Annotated in this window: 16 protein-coding genes; 10 read left to right on the forward strand and 6 right to left on the reverse strand. The window is 72.4% G+C overall.

Annotation, left to right across the window (positions count from 1 at the left end; genetic code table 11):
* Nucleotides 1–114: 114 nt before the first annotated feature.
* Both pdxR and TR42_RS05505 read right to left on the reverse strand, forming a co-directional pair.
* On the reverse strand, nt 115–1,650 hold the full coding sequence (gene pdxR, locus TR42_RS05500) for a MocR-like pyridoxine biosynthesis transcription factor PdxR (protein WP_052405647.1): 1,536 nt from the start codon (nt 1,648–1,650) through the stop codon (nt 115–117).
* A gap of 32 nt (nt 1,651–1,682) precedes the next feature.
* Nucleotides 1,683–2,417: a sulfite exporter TauE/SafE family protein gene (locus tag TR42_RS05505; protein ID WP_042213762.1), complete on the reverse strand. Its 735-nt coding sequence runs from the start codon at nt 2,415–2,417 to the stop codon at nt 1,683–1,685.
* Between the two features lie 231 nt (nt 2,418–2,648).
* Between TR42_RS05505 and TR42_RS05510 the strand changes: the two genes are divergently transcribed.
* Together TR42_RS05510 and TR42_RS05515 are read left to right on the forward strand one after the other, a co-directional pair.
* On the forward strand, nt 2,649–3,383 hold the full coding sequence (locus tag TR42_RS05510; protein WP_042213764.1) for an SDR family NAD(P)-dependent oxidoreductase: 735 nt from the start codon (nt 2,649–2,651) through the stop codon (nt 3,381–3,383).
* Nucleotides 3,384–3,643: 260 nt separating this feature from the next.
* Nucleotides 3,644–4,588, forward strand: a complete 945-nt coding sequence (locus TR42_RS05515) for an FKBP-type peptidyl-prolyl cis-trans isomerase (protein ID WP_042213766.1) — start codon at nt 3,644–3,646, stop codon at nt 4,586–4,588.
* A 67-nt stretch (nt 4,589–4,655) separates the two neighbouring features.
* Here TR42_RS05515 and TR42_RS05520 read toward each other — a convergent pair whose 3' ends face one another.
* Together TR42_RS05520 and TR42_RS14995 are read right to left on the reverse strand one after the other, a co-directional pair.
* A complete protein-coding gene (locus tag TR42_RS05520; protein WP_042213767.1) occupies nt 4,656–5,876 on the reverse strand; it encodes an AI-2E family transporter in 1,221 nt (406 codons plus the stop codon).
* Nucleotides 5,873–6,469: an HdeD family acid-resistance protein gene (locus tag TR42_RS14995; protein ID WP_042213769.1), complete on the reverse strand. Its 597-nt coding sequence runs from the start codon at nt 6,467–6,469 to the stop codon at nt 5,873–5,875. The genes TR42_RS05520 and TR42_RS14995 overlap by 4 nt, the downstream gene beginning before the upstream one ends.
* A 301-nt stretch (nt 6,470–6,770) precedes the next feature.
* Here TR42_RS14995 and TR42_RS05530 point away from each other — a divergent pair, with 301 nt between their 5' ends.
* Nucleotides 6,771–7,214, forward strand: a complete 444-nt coding sequence (locus TR42_RS05530; protein ID WP_042213770.1) for an Lrp/AsnC family transcriptional regulator — start codon at nt 6,771–6,773, stop codon at nt 7,212–7,214.
* 9 nt (nt 7,215–7,223) lie between these two features.
* Here TR42_RS05530 and TR42_RS05535 read toward each other — a convergent pair whose 3' ends face one another.
* A complete protein-coding gene (locus TR42_RS05535) occupies nt 7,224–8,741 on the reverse strand; it encodes a dolichyl-phosphate-mannose--protein mannosyltransferase (RefSeq protein ID WP_052405649.1) in 1,518 nt (505 codons plus the stop codon).
* 42 nt (nt 8,742–8,783) lie between these two features.
* Here TR42_RS05535 and rsmI point away from each other — a divergent pair, with 42 nt between their 5' ends.
* The 7 genes from rsmI to TR42_RS05570 all read left to right on the forward strand — a co-directional run bounded on the left by rsmI (nt 8,784) and on the right by TR42_RS05570 (nt 16,116).
* Nucleotides 8,784–9,626, forward strand: a complete 843-nt coding sequence (gene rsmI, locus TR42_RS05540) for a 16S rRNA (cytidine(1402)-2'-O)-methyltransferase (RefSeq protein WP_042213772.1) — start codon at nt 8,784–8,786, stop codon at nt 9,624–9,626.
* A gap of 108 nt (nt 9,627–9,734) precedes the next feature.
* The gene (locus tag TR42_RS05545) at nt 9,735–10,637 is read left to right on the forward strand and encodes a M15 family metallopeptidase (RefSeq protein ID WP_143058929.1); all 903 of its coding nucleotides are present in this window, start codon (nt 9,735–9,737) and stop codon (nt 10,635–10,637) included.
* A gap of 74 nt (nt 10,638–10,711) precedes the next feature.
* Nucleotides 10,712–12,499, forward strand: coding sequence for a methionine--tRNA ligase (gene metG / locus TR42_RS05550; protein ID WP_042213774.1), 1,788 nt, complete (start codon nt 10,712–10,714; stop codon nt 12,497–12,499).
* Nucleotides 12,500–12,502: 3 nt separating this feature from the next.
* Nucleotides 12,503–13,351, forward strand: coding sequence for a TatD family hydrolase (locus TR42_RS05555; RefSeq protein WP_042213775.1), 849 nt, complete (start codon nt 12,503–12,505; stop codon nt 13,349–13,351).
* 136 nt (nt 13,352–13,487) lie between these two features.
* The gene (locus TR42_RS05560) at nt 13,488–14,324 is read left to right on the forward strand and encodes an aggregation-promoting factor C-terminal-like domain-containing protein (RefSeq protein WP_174435460.1); all 837 of its coding nucleotides are present in this window, start codon (nt 13,488–13,490) and stop codon (nt 14,322–14,324) included.
* Nucleotides 14,291–15,187 carry a 16S rRNA (adenine(1518)-N(6)/adenine(1519)-N(6))-dimethyltransferase RsmA gene (rsmA, locus tag TR42_RS05565; protein WP_236623365.1) on the forward strand — a complete coding sequence of 299 codons (897 nt, stop codon included), beginning with the start codon at nt 14,291–14,293 and terminating at the stop codon, nt 15,185–15,187. Before TR42_RS05560 ends, rsmA begins: the two co-directional genes overlap by 34 nt.
* Nucleotides 15,184–16,116, forward strand: coding sequence for a 4-(cytidine 5'-diphospho)-2-C-methyl-D-erythritol kinase (locus TR42_RS05570; protein ID WP_042213777.1), 933 nt, complete (start codon nt 15,184–15,186; stop codon nt 16,114–16,116). The genes rsmA and TR42_RS05570 overlap by 4 nt, the downstream gene beginning before the upstream one ends.
* A gap of 101 nt (nt 16,117–16,217) precedes the next feature.
* Here the strand turns inward: TR42_RS05570 and mscL are convergent, their stop codons facing one another.
* Nucleotides 16,218–16,607 carry a large conductance mechanosensitive channel protein MscL gene (gene mscL / locus TR42_RS05575; protein WP_042213778.1) on the reverse strand — a complete coding sequence of 130 codons (390 nt, stop codon included), beginning with the start codon at nt 16,605–16,607 and terminating at the stop codon, nt 16,218–16,220.
* Nucleotides 16,608–16,662 lie beyond the last annotated feature (55 nt).

A 16,662-nucleotide genomic window follows, 5' to 3' on the forward strand; every position in this document is an offset into this window, starting at 1 on the left:
ACCCCGGCCCGACGGTCCGGACGGATCTCGTGGCGACACGCCGATGAGGAGGGACGATGCGCGGGTCGAGGCCCGCGTGTCGGCTCGAACTCCGTTGGAGCTGTCAGCGGGGGGCTACTCCGCCATCTGCTCGCGGATGGCCTCGCCCAGCAGCTGCACGCCCCGGGGGATCGCCTGGAGCGGGATCGCGTTGAACCCCACGCGGATGTGGCGGCGCTCGGCAGCCTCGAGATAGAAGCGCTCGCCGGCGTCGACCAGCACCCCCCGCTCGCGCGCGAGCTCGGCCACGCGCGTGCCGTCGAAGCCCTCGGGCCCCTCGATCCACACGCTGAGGCCGCCCGCGGGCACCGGCGGGAGCTCGAACGGCAGCTCGCGCTCGAGCTCCTCCATGAGCGTCTCCCACTTGCGCGACAGGTGGCGGCGGTGCTGGCGCAGGGCGCGGTGGTACTCGCCGGTCTCGATGAACAGGCCGAGGGCGCGCTGCAGGTGACCCGACGGGTGCTTGGTGAGGTAGCGACGCCGCTCGCGGAGCGCGGCGATGAGCGCGGCATCGGCCACGACGAAGCCGAGCCGCAGGCCCGGTGCCACGAACTTCGAGAAGGTGCCGACGTAGATGACGCGGCCCGTGCGGTCGAGCGACTTGAGCGACGGCGTCGGGCGACCCTTGAAGCGGACCTCGGAGTCGAAGTCGTCCTCGATCACCAGCGCGTCCTCCGACTGCGCGGCACGGAGGATCGCGGCGCGACGGGCGTACGTGGTCGTGACCGAGGTCGGGTGGTGGTGGCTCGGGGTGAGGTAGAGGAACTCCGAGCGCGCGGCGTCGGCGCGGGTGACGCGGGCCCCGCCGCCGTCGACGGGAAGCGGGTGCAGGTGCGCGCCGGCGTTGCGGAAGATGTGCCAGGCGTCGACGTAGCCGGGGTTCTCGACGCTGACCGTGTCGCCCTCCTGCACCAGCAGGTCCGCGAGCAGCGACAGCGCCTGCTGCGCGCCGTTGGTGATGATCACCTCGTTCGGCGAGACCGACATGCCTCGCGGCGGAAGGATCTCGCGGCAGATCGCCTTGACCAGGAGCTCGTCGTCGCCGTCGACCGAGTCGCGGAGGCTGGGGGCGAGGTGCGGCCCGGCGAGCGCGTCGTTGAGCGCGCGCAGCCAGGCGCGCGACGGGAACGTCGACAGCTCGGGCTGACCGGGCAGGAACGGGAAGGGGAAGCGGGTCCAGTCGGGGTGCGCGGCGGCATGCTGGAGGTCCGCACCGAGCGGCCGGGGGAGCCGCTGCGCCCAGTCGACCTGGCCGGTCGGGACCGAGCGCGGGCGCTGCCGGGCCGGGCCGTCGACCGCGTTCGGCGCCTGCGCCGTCGCGAGCCGCTCGGCTGCCGGGTAGAGGCCCGAGCGCGGACGCGACTCGATGAGGCCCAGCGCGGTGAGCTCCTGGTAGGCCGCGGACACCGTGTTGCGCGAGACGCCGAGCACGCCGGCGAGGTGGCGCGAGGACGGCAGCGGACGGTTCGGCTTGAACCGGCCCTCGAGCAGGGACTGCTCGAGGAAGCGGCGGACCTGCTGGAACAGCGGCTCGCGGCTCTCGGGATCGATGTACTGGCGCGCGCGGTCCTCGATCGTCTCGTCGGGCTCGGGACGCAGGTCGTCGATCACCGGGGAACCTCCTGGGTGGCGTGGCCGCGGACTCACGCCGCCACGCCCCGGAGCGCGAGCGCCACACCCGACACGAGCGAGAGCACGAGGGCGGACCGTCGCACGAGCTCTGCCGGGAGGCGGCGGACGAGCGGGGCCGCGGCCACCGCCCCGAGGATCACCGCGGGGGTCAGCGCGAGCCCGTGGAGCACGTCCGCTCCAAGGGAGGCGACGCCGGTGCCGCTGGCGGTCAAGGATAGCGTCGCCAGCGCCAGCACCGATGTCACGGCGAAGTAGGCCGACAGCGTCGAGCGCATCGTGCGGACGTCATCCGGGCGGTACACGACCGCCATGGGCGGCCCGGGGAGCGCGGCGACCGGGGTGAGGACGCCGCCCAGCGCGCCGGCGACCGCGACCGAGGCGGGGGTCATGCGCGCCTTCCACGCGAGCAGCGACAGGGCCGATGCGGCGGCGACCACCGCCCCGACCGTCACCTGCATCGCCGCCTCGGGCGTGACGCGGGCGATCGCGGTCCCCACGACGACGCCCGGCACCGCCGCGACGGACGTGCGCACGAGGTCCGGCACGCTCAGCCAGCGGCGCTCGGACCAGGCCACCGCGCACATCACCACGACCGTGATCGCGAGCACCGCGCCGATGCCGAGCTCCGGAGCGACGAGCACGAGCAGCGGCACCGCCACGATGCCGAATCCCATGCCGGTGCCGGCCTGGACCACGGTGGCGAGGATGACGACGAGGCACGCGGCCGCCCAGGCGACGGCGGTCACCGAGCCTCTCCGGGCGGCGGGCAGAGGGGGAGGAGCATGCCCAGCATCCTGCTGGACCCGCGTGCGCCGGGCCAGGTCCACCTTCGTCGCAAGAGTGAGGCCAGAAGTTACCTCCGGGAAACACGGTGGCACCGCGGGTGTGGCACCGTCTGGACCTGGCCCCCATGCCAGGGGGCCAGGCAGGCTGAGGCCATCCGCCGCGCATCGGGCGCGGCCCGACAGGAGGTAGACATGTCACAGCGGATCGCGGTCGTCACGGGAGCCAGCAGCGGGATCGGCGCGGCCAGCGCGCGGGCCCTCGCGGCTGACGGCTGGCATGTGGTGATCGGCGCCCGTCGCGTGGACCGCCTCGAGGCGCTCGCGGCGGAGATCGGCGGCACCGCGATCGCCCTCGACGTCACCGACCAGGAGTCCGTCGACGCCTTCGCGGCGCAGATCGAGAGCTGCGAGCTGCTGCTCAACAACGCCGGCGGCGCGCTCGGCACCACCTCGATCGCCGAGGGCGACGTCGACGAGTGGCAGTGGATGTACGACGTCAACGTGCTCGGCACGCTCCGCGTCACCAAGGCGCTGCTGCCGAAGCTGGTGGCATCCGGCGACGGCCAGGTCATCAACATCGGCTCGATCGCGGCGCGCGAGCCGTACAAGGGCGGCGGCGGCTACAACGCCGCGAAGCACGCCGTGGCGGCCATGACCCGCGTGCTGCGCATCGAGCTGCTCGGCCAGCCCGTGCGCGTGTCCGAGATCGACCCGGGCATGGTCGAGACCGAGTTCTCGATCGTGCGCTTCGGCGGCGACGCGGACAAGGCCGCGAAGGTCTACGAGGGCGTCACCCCCATGAGCGCCGAGGACATCGCCGACGCCGTGCGCTGGGTCGCGTCGCGTCCCAAGCACGTCAACATCGACCAGATCCTCATGCTCGCGACCGCGCAGACGTCGGCGCAGGTGATCCACCGCGAGCTCTGAGCCTCGCCCGGCCGCACGCCGCATCGTCCCCTCCCGGGGCGGTGCGGCGTCGCCGTGAGGGGCGGAACTCTGCGGAAACTCCCAGCCGCAGGCGCCGGGAGCCGCCGAGGCGGCGGGTACCCTGGATCGGAGCCCGCGTGCGAGGCCGTCACTGCATCAGGACGCAGCCGGCCGGGAATCGCGCGGCAGACCAGCGGTGACCGGGTCGAGGCCTGCGCCGCGTTGCGCCGCGAACCGGCGGACAAGCCTTGAGGAGATCCATGAAGAAGAACGTGCTGGCCAGCGTCGCGATCGGCGCGGTCGCCGTGCTCGGCCTGGCCGCGTGCAGCCCGGCCTCCGACTCCGAGGCGTCCGCCTCGGCCTCCGCCGCGGCCGTGCCCACGGCCGCCGAGGACATCGCCGCGCTCGAGTCGATCGAGTGGACCGAGACCGACGGTGTGCCCGAGCTCGCCTTCGAGCCCACGCTGTCGGTGGGCGACACCACCGTGCTCCACGTCGCCGACGGCGAGGGCGACGCGATCGAGGAGGGCCAGGACGTGGTCCTCAACTACGTGGTGTACTCGGGCGTCGACGGCTCGGTCATCTGGTCGACCTACGACTCGGGCGTGCCCGAGGCCGTCGAGATGTCCGAGGACTACGGCGAGCTCTACGAGGAGCTCGTGGGCCGCAACGTCGGCACCGACTTCCTCTACGCGTTCCCCGACACCTCGACCGAGGACCTCGAGACCAACATCATGGCCGTGACCGCGTCCGCCGCGGTGACGCCGCTCGAGCGTGCCGAGGGCACCGCGGTCGAGCCGGCCGAGGGCCTTCCCACGGTGACGCTCGACGACACCGGGGCGCCGACCGTCGACTTCTCGGACGCGGGCAAGGCCCCCGAGGAGCTCGTCGCGCAGACCCTCATCGAGGGCGACGGCGACCCGATCAGCGAGGGCGACGAGGTGTGGTTCCACTACACCGGCCAGGTCTGGAAGACCGACGAGGTCTTCGACTCCTCGTGGGCGCGCGGCGCGGACGCGATGTTCACGCTCTCGGCCGACCAGCTCATCGAGGGCTGGATCGAGGGGCTCGAGGGCGCCACGGTCGGCAGCCAGGTGATGGTCGTCATCCCGCCGGAGCTGGGCTACGGCGACCAGGACGACATCGACGCGATCCCTGCGAACTCGACGCTCGTGTTCGTGGTGGACATCCTCGGCGTGGCCTGACCCACGCCTGACGTACGCAGGGCCCCGGCGGAAGCCGGGGCCCTGCGTCGTCTCCAGGGTGCGGGCCTCAGCCCTCGGGGTCAGGCTCCGCGGCGGGCGTGGGATCCGCCGAGGGCGTGGGATCCGCGGCCGCCGCGCTGCGGGAGTCGATCTCGATGACCTCCCACTTGCGCCCCGAGTTCTTGACGATCGCGGTGATGAGCGCCGCGATCGGGAGCGCCATGAACGCGCCCAGCGGTCCCGCGACGGCGCCTCCCGCGAGCGCGCCTCCGAAGGCGATCGCGCCGTTCAGCTCCATGGTCTGCGACGAGAACCGCGGGCTCAGCCAGTAGTTCTCGGCCTGCTGGTAGACGATGACCCAGCCGAGCAGCACGAGCGCCGGCACGAGGCCCTGCACCGCGAGGATGATCACGATGGGCAGCGCCGCGCCGAGGTAGGTGCCGATGAACGGGATGAACTCGGACACGAAGCCCATGAACAGCGCGAGCGGGATCGCGTACACGAGCGGCAGCCCGACGAGCAGCATCACCACGAAGCCCAGCCCGCCGCACACGCCCATGAGCAGGAGGCGCGAGTAGAAGTACCCGCCCGTCTGCTCGATCGAGGTGTCGGCGATCCACGCGAACGTCCGCTGGCGCTCGGGGGGCATGCGGGACATGAAGGCCCGCATGATCTGCGGCCACTGCGCCGCGATGTAGAACGCGAACGTCGCGACGGTGAAGAGGTCGAAGACCAGGCCGATGCCCGAGGTCACCAGCCCGAGCGCCTCGTCCGCCCAGCTCGCGACGTCGAGGGAGAAGGCCGACAGCACCGAGTCCGCGCCCGAGGTGTCGATCGGGATGCCGAGCACCCGCTGGCTCCACTCGGTCAGCGAGGCCGACCAGCCGGGCAGCGACTCGCGCACCGAGTCCGCGAAGCGGGCGATCGCCGGGATGAGGACGCCGACCATGAAGACCACGACCACCACAGCGGCTAGGTACATGAGCCCGACGGCGGCGCCTCGTCTCATCCCGTAGCGGCGGTGGAGCGCCGTCACGCCTGGCAGCATCGCGAGCGCGATGAACAGCGCGAAGATGATGAGACCCAGCAGGTGACGCATCTGGAAGGCGATCCAGACGGCGACCACCACGAGCAGGACCACGCGGACCGCGCTCCACAGGCCGCGCTTGATCGCGGCGTCGAGCCACGGCGGTGCGGGCTGCTCGTCGGCGCGCGCGGCCTCGACGGCCATCGCGCGCGCGACGTCCTCGGGGATCTCCGGGTCCACGGGCCCCTCCGGCGCGCTCACAGCTCCGCCTCGATCCCGCGGCCGAAGGTGAACGCGCGGACCAGCCCCATGATCCCGAGCACCACGAAGACCGCGGCGGCGATCCAGATCATCACGGTCGCCGTCATCGTCGGGAAGGCGATCACCGCGATGCCGGCGAGCACCCCGATCGCCCCGTAGGCGACCGCCCAGCCGCGCGAGCGCGCCTTCCCCGACTCGAGGATCACCATGATCCCGTCGATGATCCAGCCGACGCCTACGGTGAGGGCGACGATGACGAGCAGCACGGTGGTCGACGCCGCGAGGTTGCGGAGCATCACCATGCCGGCCACGAGCATGAGCACGCCCATGACGATCGAGAGCCCGCGCAGCCCGCCCGAGATCGATGCGCCGAGCACCCCCATCGCGATGCGCGCGACGCCCGCGATCACGAAGTAGATGCCCGCGAGCGCGGCCCCGACCGCGAGGGTCCGTCCGGGCCACACGAGCATCGCGACCCCGACCGCGAGGGCGACCACGCCGAGCACGGCGAACATCACCCTCACCGCGGTGATCGCGCGTGCGGTGAGGGCTCGGGCGTCGAGCTCGAGGCCCAGCTGTCTGGCGTCCGGCATGTGCGGCTCCTTCCATGCGACTGCGCCGCGAGGCGGCTGATCACACGCTACCGCCGTCCCGGGCGTCGCCGCATGCCGCATCGTGCGCATCCTCGGGCGGGAGACCAGGGGTGACGATGTCATCGGGGCGTGCGCGCGGGCCGGAAGGGGGCTCGCGGGGCGCCTTCCTGCTTCGCGGGGCCGGTCGCGGCGGCGGCCACGGGCCGTTTCAGGCGGATTCTTTCGGAGACGGGTGCCCATTGCGGTGAATAGGTGCAAGAATGGGCCGCCTGGTGCAGGTTGCTTGCGAGGGGGGAGAAGAATGTCGCTCGACGACCTGGACCGGCGGATCATCGACGAGCTGAGGCTCGACGGGCGCGCGTCCTACGCGGAGATGGGGTTGCGCATCGGCCTGTCGCCCTCAGCGGTGAAGCGCCGGGTCGATCGCATGCTGGCCGACCGTGTCATCCAGGGCTTCCGCGTGAGGCTCGATCCCGGACTCGACGCCGGCGGCACGGAGGCCTACGTCGAGGTGTTCTGCCGCGGGACGGTGGCGCCCGAGGAGCTGCGCCGCATCCTCGAGAGCATCCCCAACGTGGTCGAGGCGTTCACCGTCACCGGTCAGGCGGACGCGATCGTGCGCCTGCGCGCGGCGACGATGCCCGACCTCGAGATCGCGCTCGAGCGCGTGCGGCTCGCGCCTCAGGTGGACAAGACGCGCAGCGCGATCGTGCTGAGCCGGCTCGTGGAGAGCCGCGTCGACTGACGGGCTCCGTCAGACCCAGCTGGGCAGCCACATGTGCGCCTGCCAGTACCGGAACGGGATGGGCGTGCCCACCCACAGCGGCATGAAGAAGCCCGAGATCACCAGGATCGCCGCGAGGACGAGCCCCACCCCGATGGTCCCGCGTCGCGACCAGCCGCCGTCGAGCTCGGGAGGCTGCGCGATCCTGCGCAGCGCCCACACGAGCGTGAGGATGAGGAACGGCGCGAACACCACCGTGTAGAAGGTGAAGATGGTGCGGTAGGCGTACGGCAGCCACGGCAGCCAGCCGGCGAGGACTCCCGCCGAGACGGCGAGGGCCAGCCGGTCGCCGTGGCGGAGCACGCGCCACACGGCCCAGGCGAGCGCGGCGGTGCCGAGCCACCAGATCAGCGGGTTGCCCAGCGCGTGGATCGCGCTGACGCAGCGCTCCGCGCCGCAGTCGGCGCCGGGCGCGTCCTCGAAGTAGAAGGCCGTGGGGCGCCACTGGACCAGCCACGTCCACGGGTTCGACATGTAGTTGTGCTCGGACGTGAGGCCCGTGTGGAAGGTCCACATCTGCTGGTGGTAGTGCACGAACGAGTTGAGCGCGTCCGGCAGCCAGGTGAGCCCCTCGCCCGGGTTGTCCTCGGCCCAGCTGCGTGCGTACGAGCCGTCCGTGAGGAACCAGTTCGCCCACGTCGCGACATAGACGATCGGCGTGATGACGAGCGTGGCGAGCCCCGCGGGGACGGCGTCCCTGAACGTGCCGCTGATCCACCGGTGCCAGCCGAGGTCGCGGCGGGCGAACGCGTCCCACACGACCGACAGGACCAGCAGCACCGCGGCGAAGTAGAGGCCGTTCCACTTGACCGAGGCGGCGAGGGCGAACGCGACGATCGCCGCGAGCCTCCACCAGCGGACGCCTGTGCGCGGGCCCGGCCCGATCAGCAGCTCCTCCTCGGCGAGGTCCTCGCGCTCGCGCTCCTCGGCGGCGATGCGTGCGAGCCGTTCGCGCGCGGTGTCGCGGTCGATGACGAGCAGCCAGAAGCCGAGGACCACGAAGAACGTGAGGAAGCCGTCGAGCAGCGCGGTGCGCGACAGCACGATCAGCTCGCCGTCGACCGCGACGAGCACGCCCGCGACCGCGCCCCACACGGTCGAGCGGAACAGGCGGCGCGCGGTGAGCGCGACCATGACCGCGATGAGCGAGCCGAGCACGGCGCCCACGACGCGCCAGCCGAACGGCTCGTTGCCGAACAGCTCGATGCCGAGCGCGATGAGCAGCTTGCCCACCATCGGGTGGACCACGAAGTCGCCCTCGGTCGTCAGCCCGGACGTGTCCCCCTGCGCGAACGCGTCGTCGTCGCCCGTCCAGTCGCCCTCGTAGCCGAGCTCCGTGAGCGAGAATGCGCCGCGCGCGTAGAACACCTCGTCGAACACCAGCGCATGCGGGTCCGCGAGCGACGCGAGCCGGATGATCGCGGCGAGCATGCCGACGCCGACCGCCATGAGGGTGGCGCGCCAGCGCCAGAGCGTCGCGAGATTCACACGCGCAGCCTAGTGGCCGCGGCCCTGTGGGACGCTGGAGCCATGACCGGCCGCATCGTCCTCGCAGCGACTCCCATCGGCAACGTGGACGATGCCTCGGCCCGGCTCCGTACGGCGCTCGAGACCGCGGACATCGTCGCGGCCGAGGACACCCGGCGGGTGCGCGACCTCGCGTCCCGGCTCGGCGTGCGGATCGGGGGAGCGCTGGTCGCGCACCACGATCACAACGAGCAGGCCTCCGCGGCCGAGCTCGTGGCGAGGGCCGGCGGCGGCGAGACGATCCTCGTGGTGTCCGATGCCGGCATGCCGGCCGTCTCCGACCCGGGGTTCCGGGTGGTCGCTGCCGCGGTCGCCGCCGGCGTCGAGGTGTCGGTGCTGCCGGGCCCCTCGGCCGCGCTCGCGGCGCTCGCGCTCTCGGGGCTGCCGACCGATCGCTTCTGCTTCGAGGGGTTCCTGCCGCGGCGTCCGGGCGAGCGGTCCGGGAGGCTCGCGTCGCTCGCGCTCGAGGAGCGCACGATGATCTTCTTCGAGGCGCCGCATCGTCTCGCGGCGACCCTCGACGCGATGGCGGAGGCGCTGGGCGCGGAGCGCGCCGCCGCGGTGTCGCGCGAGATCACCAAGACGTACGAGGAGACCCGGCGCGGGACCTTGTCAGATCTCGCCGCGTGGGCGAAGGCGGACGAGCCACGAGGCGAGATCGTCGTGACCGTCGCGGGTCGGACCGCCGGAGCGCCGACCGTCGAGGCGCTGGTCGCCGAGGTGCTCGCGCGCGTCGAGGCGGGCGAGCGCGCCAAGGCCGCGGTGGCGGACGTCGCGTCCACCGCGGGCGTGCCGAGCCGCGAGCTCTACGCGGCGGTGCTCGCCGCGCGTGACGCACGCGCGTAGCCGCGGCCGCCACGCCGGTCGGCCGTCAGGTGGCCGTCCGCGCGGGACGTACAGTCGAGAGGTGACCGCCGCGAACCGACCCCGGATCGACGGGCGGAGCGCGCCTCGATGAGGGTCTCCCACGAGCCGGTCTACGTGTACCGGCGCCGGCGCCTCGGCGCGGCGCTCGCGGTCGCGGTCCTCGGCACCCTCGCGGGCTTCGGCTCGGCGGAGGTCGCCGACCGGATGCTGGGCGGCGACGGAGACGAGTCCTCGGCCGCGGCGCTCGCCTCGTCCCCGTCGGCCTCCGTCGCGGCGGCGCAGGCCGAGCCGACGGCGTCCGAGTCGCCGACGGCGTCGCCCTCGGCCTCCCCGTCGGCGACCGCGGCGAGCCCGTCACCGGAGCCCTCGCCCGCCGAGGAGGCGGATCCCGGCTTCGACCTCGCGGCGCTCAGCGTCGACGACCCGGCCTCGACGTGGGTCGTGGTGAACAAGCTGCGCCCTCTCGACCCCGAGGGCTTCGCGCCCGAGGACCTCGCGAGCGTCGACGGCGTCGGGGGCGGGGCGCGGATGCGCGCCGACGCCGCCGCCGCGATGACGGCGCTGCATGCGGCCGCGGAGGAGGCCGACGCGGGCTTCTCGATCACCACCGGCTACCGCGACCACGCCTTCCAGTCGTCGCTGTACGAGGGCTACGTCGCCTCGCGCGGCCGCTCGGCGGCGGACCGCTTCTCCGCGCGCCCGGGGTACTCGGAGCACCAGACCGGCCTGGCCGCGGACATCCGCTCCGAGGGCTGCGATCTCGAGGCGTGCTTCGCGTCCACCGCCGCCGGGGTGTTCGTCGCGGAGCACGGGTGGGAGTTCGGGTTCATCGTGCGGTACCCCGCCGGCGCGGAGGATGTCACCGGCTACATCTACGAGCCGTGGCACCTCCGGTACGTGGGCGTCGAGCTCGCGGCCTACCTTCACGAGGAGGGGGTCGCGACCCTCGAGGAGGCCTTCGGTCTCGACCCGGCGCCCGACTACGGCTGACGCGAGCGCCGCCGCCCTTGACCGCGGGCGGAAGGCCCACAGGGGCATCGTCCGCGAACACTAGGATGGACGCCATGTCACGCATCCTGTCCGCCGTCGCCTGGCCGTACGCGAACGGCCCCCGTCACATCGGTCACGTCGCCGGATTCGGCGTCCCGTCGGACGTCTTCTCCCGCTACATGCGCCTCGCCGGCCACGACGTCCTCATGGTCTCGGGCACCGACGAGCACGGCACGCCCATCCTGGTGCAGGCCGAGGGCGAGGGAGTGACCCCGCAGGAGCTCGCCGACCGCTACAACCGCGTGATCGTCGAGGACCTCACGCAGCTGGGCCTCAGCTACGACCTCTTCACCCGCACCACCACGGGCAACCACTACGCGGTGGCGCAGGCGATGTTCAAGGCCGTGCACAAGAACGGCTACATGATCTCCGAGACCACGCGCGGCGCGATCTCGCCGTCGACGGGTCGCACGCTGCCCGACCGCTACATCGAGGGCACCTGCCCCATCTGCGGCTCCGACGGCGCGCGCGGCGACCAGTGCGACAGCTGCGGCAACCAGCTCGACGCGATCGACCTCAAGAACCCCGTGAGCCGGATCAACGGCGAGACGCCCAAGTTCGTCGAGACCGAGCACTTCTTCCTCGACCTGCCCGCGCTGGTCCAGCCGCTCACCGACTGGCTGGGCGCGCGCCAGGGCTGGCGCCCCAACGTCCTCAACTTCTCGAAGAACCTCCTGGTCGACGTGCGTCCGCGTGCGATGACACGCGACATCGACTGGGGCATCCCCGTCCCGCTCGACGGCTGGTCCGACAACCCCGCCAAGCGCCTGTACGTGTGGTTCGACGCCGTCATCGGGTACCTGAGCGCCTCGATCGAGTGGGCGCGACGCGAGGGAGACGCCGACGCGTGGCGCCAGTGGTGGAACGACCCGGCCGCGCTGTCCTACTACTTCATGGGCAAGGACAACATCACCTTCCACTCGCAGATCTGGCCCGGCGAGCTCATCGCCGCCAACGGCCGCGGTGCGCGCGGGGGAGAGCTGAGCGAGTTCGGCGACCTCCAGCTGCCCACCGAGGTGGTCTCGAGCGAGTTCCTCACCATGGAGTCCGCGAAGTTCTCCTCGTCGCGCGGGCACGTCATCTACGTGCGCGACATGCTGTCGCGCTACCAGCCCGACGCGCTGCGCTACTTCATCGCGGTCGCCGGCCCGGAGACCTCCGACGCCGACTTCACCTGGTCCGAGTTCAAGCGTCGCAACAACGACGAGCTGGTCGCGGGCTGGGGCAACCTGGTCAACCGCACCGCGTCGCTGCTGCACAAGAACGTGGGCGAGATCCCGGCTCTCGGCGAGCTCGCCGACATCGACCGTGCCGCGCTCGCGGCCTCCGAGGCGGCCTTCGGCACGGTGGGCGAGCACATCCGTACGCAGCGCCAGCGCGCCGCGATCGGCGAGACGATGCGCGTGATCGGCGACGCCAACAAGTACCTCGCGGACACCGCGCCGTGGAAGCTCAAGAACGAGGACCCGGAGCGCATGCGGACGGTGCTCGCCGTCGCGGCGCAGCTGGTCTCCGACGCGAACACGATGATGTCGCCGTTCCTCCCGCACAGCGCGCAGCAGGTGCACGAGGCCCTCGGCGGCACGGGCACCCTCGCGCCCATGCCCCAGATGAACGAGGTCGAGGACCTCGACCTCGCCGACCGCCACTACCCGGTGATCCAGGGCGACTACTCCTCCGTGGTCGGCTGGGGTCGCAGCGAGCTCGTCGCGGGGACCGCGGTGCCCGCGCCGTCGCCGATCTTCCAGAAGCTCGACGACGAGATGGTCGAGGCCGAGCTCGAGCGGATGGCGGACGAGTAGGAGATGCGTTCGGGAGCATGGCCCCCCGCGCCTGAGGCGCTGCCCGTCCCGGTGGTGGACAACCACTGCCACCTCGAGTTCCCCGCCGGGGACCCCGAGCTGAGCGTCGAGCAGCGCCTCGCCGCGGCCGCCGCCGTGGGCGTCGACCGGTTGGTCCAGGTGGGGTGCGAGCTCGACTCCGCACGGTGGACGGCCGAGGCCGTCGAGCGTTACCCGTCGATGCTGGGCGCCGTCGCGCTCCACCCCAACGAGGCGCCGCTGCACGCGGACGGCTCGCATGAGAGCGGCATCGGTTACGAGGACGCCCTCGCGGAGATCGCGGCCCTCGCGCGCGGCTCGCGGATCCGGGCGATCGGCGAGACCGGGCTCGACTTCTTCCGCACCGGCGAGGAGGGGCGCGCCGCGCAGATCCGCTCCTTCAGGGACCACATCGCGCTCGCGAAGGAGCTGGACCTGCCGCTGCAGATCCACGACCGCGACGCTCACGCCGAGGTGCTCGACGTGCTCGAACGCGACGGCGCTCCCGAGCGGACCGTCTTCCACTGCTACTCGGGCGACGCCGGGATGGCGCGGGTGTGCGCGCAGCGCGGCTACTACCTGTCCTTCGCGGGCACGGTGACCTTCAAGAACAACGACGGGCTGCGCGCGGCGCTCGCGGTGACGCCCCTCGAGCGCGTGCTGGTCGAGACGGATGCGCCGTTCCTCACGCCGCACCCGCATCGGGGTGCGCCGAACGCCCCGTATCTGGTCCCGGTGACCATGCGGACCGTCGCGACGGTGCTCGGGACGGACCTGGAGGCCGCCTGCGCCGCCGTCTCTACAACGTCGGAACTTCTCTATGGCCCCTGGTAGACCTCGGTGTGTGACGCATTCCACAGGACCTAGGTCTCAAGCGGGGTTGGACGACGCCGTTATCAATATGAGATAAAAGGCGTCAGACAGCGCGGCCTCGCCCCCCAGGCATCGGTCCGCCAGACGAGAGGACCCCGTGAGCTACCGACGATCCAACCCCATGCCCGGAGGGCGCCGTGAGCAGCGCACCCGGCGCGGTGCGCGGAGCCGCGTCCTGACCCAGGTCGGCGCCGCCGTCGCCGTGGGCTCGTTCGCGATCGGCTCGTTCGCGGCCGCCGCGACGCCCGTGTTCGACGCCCCCGAGGCCACGACCGTCCAGGCCGACCTCGCGGCGCTGCCCGAGATCGCCACCAGCGCCGACGACGCGCCCGTGGTGACCACCGAGACCAAGTCCGTCGCGATCAAGCCCGACTCCGTCAAGGAGGACGACCCCGACCTCGAGAAGGGCGTCGAGGAGGTCGTGACCGAGGGCGAGCCCGGCGAGCGCGTCATCACCTACGACGTCACGTACGTCGACGGCGAGGAGGTCTCGCGCGTCGAGACCCTCCGGCTCACGGTGTCGCAGCCGACCGACGAGGTCATCGCCGTGGGCACCAAGGAGGAGGTGGTCGAGGAGTCGACCAGCTCGTCGAGCGGCTCGTCCGTCCCGGCGACCTCGACCGTCTCCGCCGGAAGCTCGCGCGCCATCGGTCAGCAGTTGGCCGCCGACATGTACGGCTGGTCCGGCGACCAGTGGTCGTGCCTCGACGCGCTGTGGCAGAAGGAGTCGGGCTGGAACCCGAACGCGCACAACCCGTCCTCGGGCGCGCATGGCATCCCGCAGGCGCTGCCCGGCTCGAAGATGGCCAGCGCGGGCTCCGACTGGGCGACCAACCCGGCCACCCAGATCCGCTGGGGCCTCGGCTACATCAAGGCCCGCTACGGCACGCCCTGCAGCGCGTGGGGGCACTCGCAGTCCGTCGGCTGGTACTGACCCCGGTGGCGCACCTCCTGGGTCCGACCGACATCCGGCTCCTCGCGCAGTCGCTCGACACCGCCCCCCACAAGAAGTGGGGACAGAACTTCGTGGTGGACGCCGGGACGGTGCGTCGCATCGCGCGGCTCTCCGGGGTCGGCGAGGGCGACGCGGTGGTCGAGGTCGGCCCCGGTCTGGGCTCGCTCACCCTCGCGCTGCTCGAGACCGGCGCCCACGTCACGGCCGTCGAGATCGACCCGGTGCTCGCCGAGGCGCTGCCGCGCACCGTCGGTGAGCGAGCGCCGGAGGAGGCCTCGCGCTTCTCGGTGATCCATCAGGACGCCCTGACCGTCGAGTCGCTGCCCGAGCCCCCGAAAGCGCTCGTGGCGAACCTGCCGTACAACGTCTCGGTGCCGGTGATCCTGCACTTCCTCGAGACGTTCCCGACCCTCGAGCGCGTGCTCGTCATGGTGCAGTCGGAGGTCGCCGACAGGCTCGCAGAGCCGCCCGGCACCCGCACCTACGGCGTGCCCTCGGCGAAGGCCGCGTGGTACTGCTCGGTGCGCAAGGCCGGCGAGGTGGGCCGCGCCGTCTTCTGGCCCGTGCCGCGCGTCGACAGCTCCCTCGTGCTCATGGAGCGGCGCGAGCCGCCGACCACCTCCGCATCGCGGGAGGACGTCTTCGCCGTGATCGACGCGGCCTTCGCGCAGCGGCGGAAGGCGCTCCGCGGGGCGCTCGCCGGGATCGCGGGCTCGCCCGCCGCGGCGGAGGCCGCGCTGCGCGCCGCAGGGATCGAGCCGCTCACCCGCGGTGAGAAGCTCGCCATCGAGGACTTCACGCACATCGCCGAGGCGCTCGCCTCTGGCACAGTGGGGGCATGACCCGCACCGTCCGCGCGAAGGCGCCTGCCAAGGTGAACCTTCAGCTGGCCGTCGGTGCGCCCGAACCCGACGGGTACCACCCGCTGGTCACGGTGTTCCAGGCGCTGGACCTGTGGGAGACCGTCGAGGCGACCCCGCGCACGGACGGTCAGATCCGCCTCACCGTCGACGTCGCCGCCGGCGCGCCGGTCGACGCGTCGGGGGTTCCGCTCGACGGGACGAACCTCGCGTGGCGCGCGGCTGAGCTCCTGGCCCGCACCTTCGGCATCACCGACGGCGTGGACCTCCACCTCATCAAGGGCGTGCCGGTCGCGGGCGGGATGGCCGGAGGCTCCGCCGACGCCGCGGCCGCCCTCGTCGCGTGCGCCGAGGCCTGGGACACCGGCGCCACGCGCGGCGAGCTCCTCACGCTCGCCCGTCGCCTCGGCGCCGACGTCCCGTTCAGCCTCCACGGCCACACCGCGGTCGGGCTCGGACGCGGCGACGACCTCATGCCCGCCATGACCCACGGCGAGTTCCACTGGGTGCTCGCCACGCAGCGCGACGGGCTGTCGACGCCGTCCGTCTTCGCCGAGTACGACCGTCGCATCGAGGCGCGCGAGCAGGCGCGCTCGGAGCTCGAGATCGATCGCGAGGTGATGACCGCGCTCATGGCGGGCGACCCGGTCGCTCTCGGGAGCGCGCTCACCAACGACCTCGAGGGCCCCGCGCTCGCGCTGATGCCGCGCCTCGGCGAGCTGCTCGACGCCGCCGACGCGGCCGAGGCCTGCGGCGCCATCGTGTCCGGGTCCGGGCCCACGGTCGCCGCGCTCGCGCGCTCGCGCCAGCACGCCCTCGCGATGGCGGCTCACCTGCGCGCCTCGCGCCTCGCGGACGCGGTGGTGACCGCCTCCGGTCCGGCGTCCGGCACCGTCCTCATCCAGGACTGACGATTCCCAATGACACACGTGACCGAGGTGACGTGTGGGAGCACTGTGCCGCCGCATCGTCCCACCCCAGGCACATGCGTCACATGTGTCATTGGGAATCGCTAGCTGCGGGCGCGCAGCGCGTCGCGGATCTCGGTGAGCAGCTCGATCTCGGTGGGCGCGACCGGCTCGTCGGGGGCGGGCTCGCCCTTCTTGCGCCGCTCGGCCAGCTTGTTGAGCGGCATGACGATGACGAAGTAGACGGCCGCCGCGACCGCGAGGAAGTTGAAGAGCCCCTGCAGGATCACCCCGATCGAGAACTCCGCGTCGTTGATGATGAAGTGCCCCACCCCGGTGAGGTCCGGCTGGCCGAAGATCGCGGCGACCAGCGGGTTGATGAGGCCGTCGACGATGCTTGTGACGAACGCGGTGAACGCGGTGCCGATGACCACCGCGACCGCGAGGTCGACGACGTTGCCCCGCAAGATGAAGTCCTTGAAGCCCTTGAGCATGGCGCCCTCCCGTGGCGTCGGGGCACCCGGCTGGCGCCCACGTTCGCACACTACG

This window comes from Demequina mangrovi (assembly GCF_000759715.1).
Taxonomy (GTDB): Bacteria; Actinomycetota; Actinomycetes; order Actinomycetales; family Demequinaceae; genus Demequina; species Demequina mangrovi.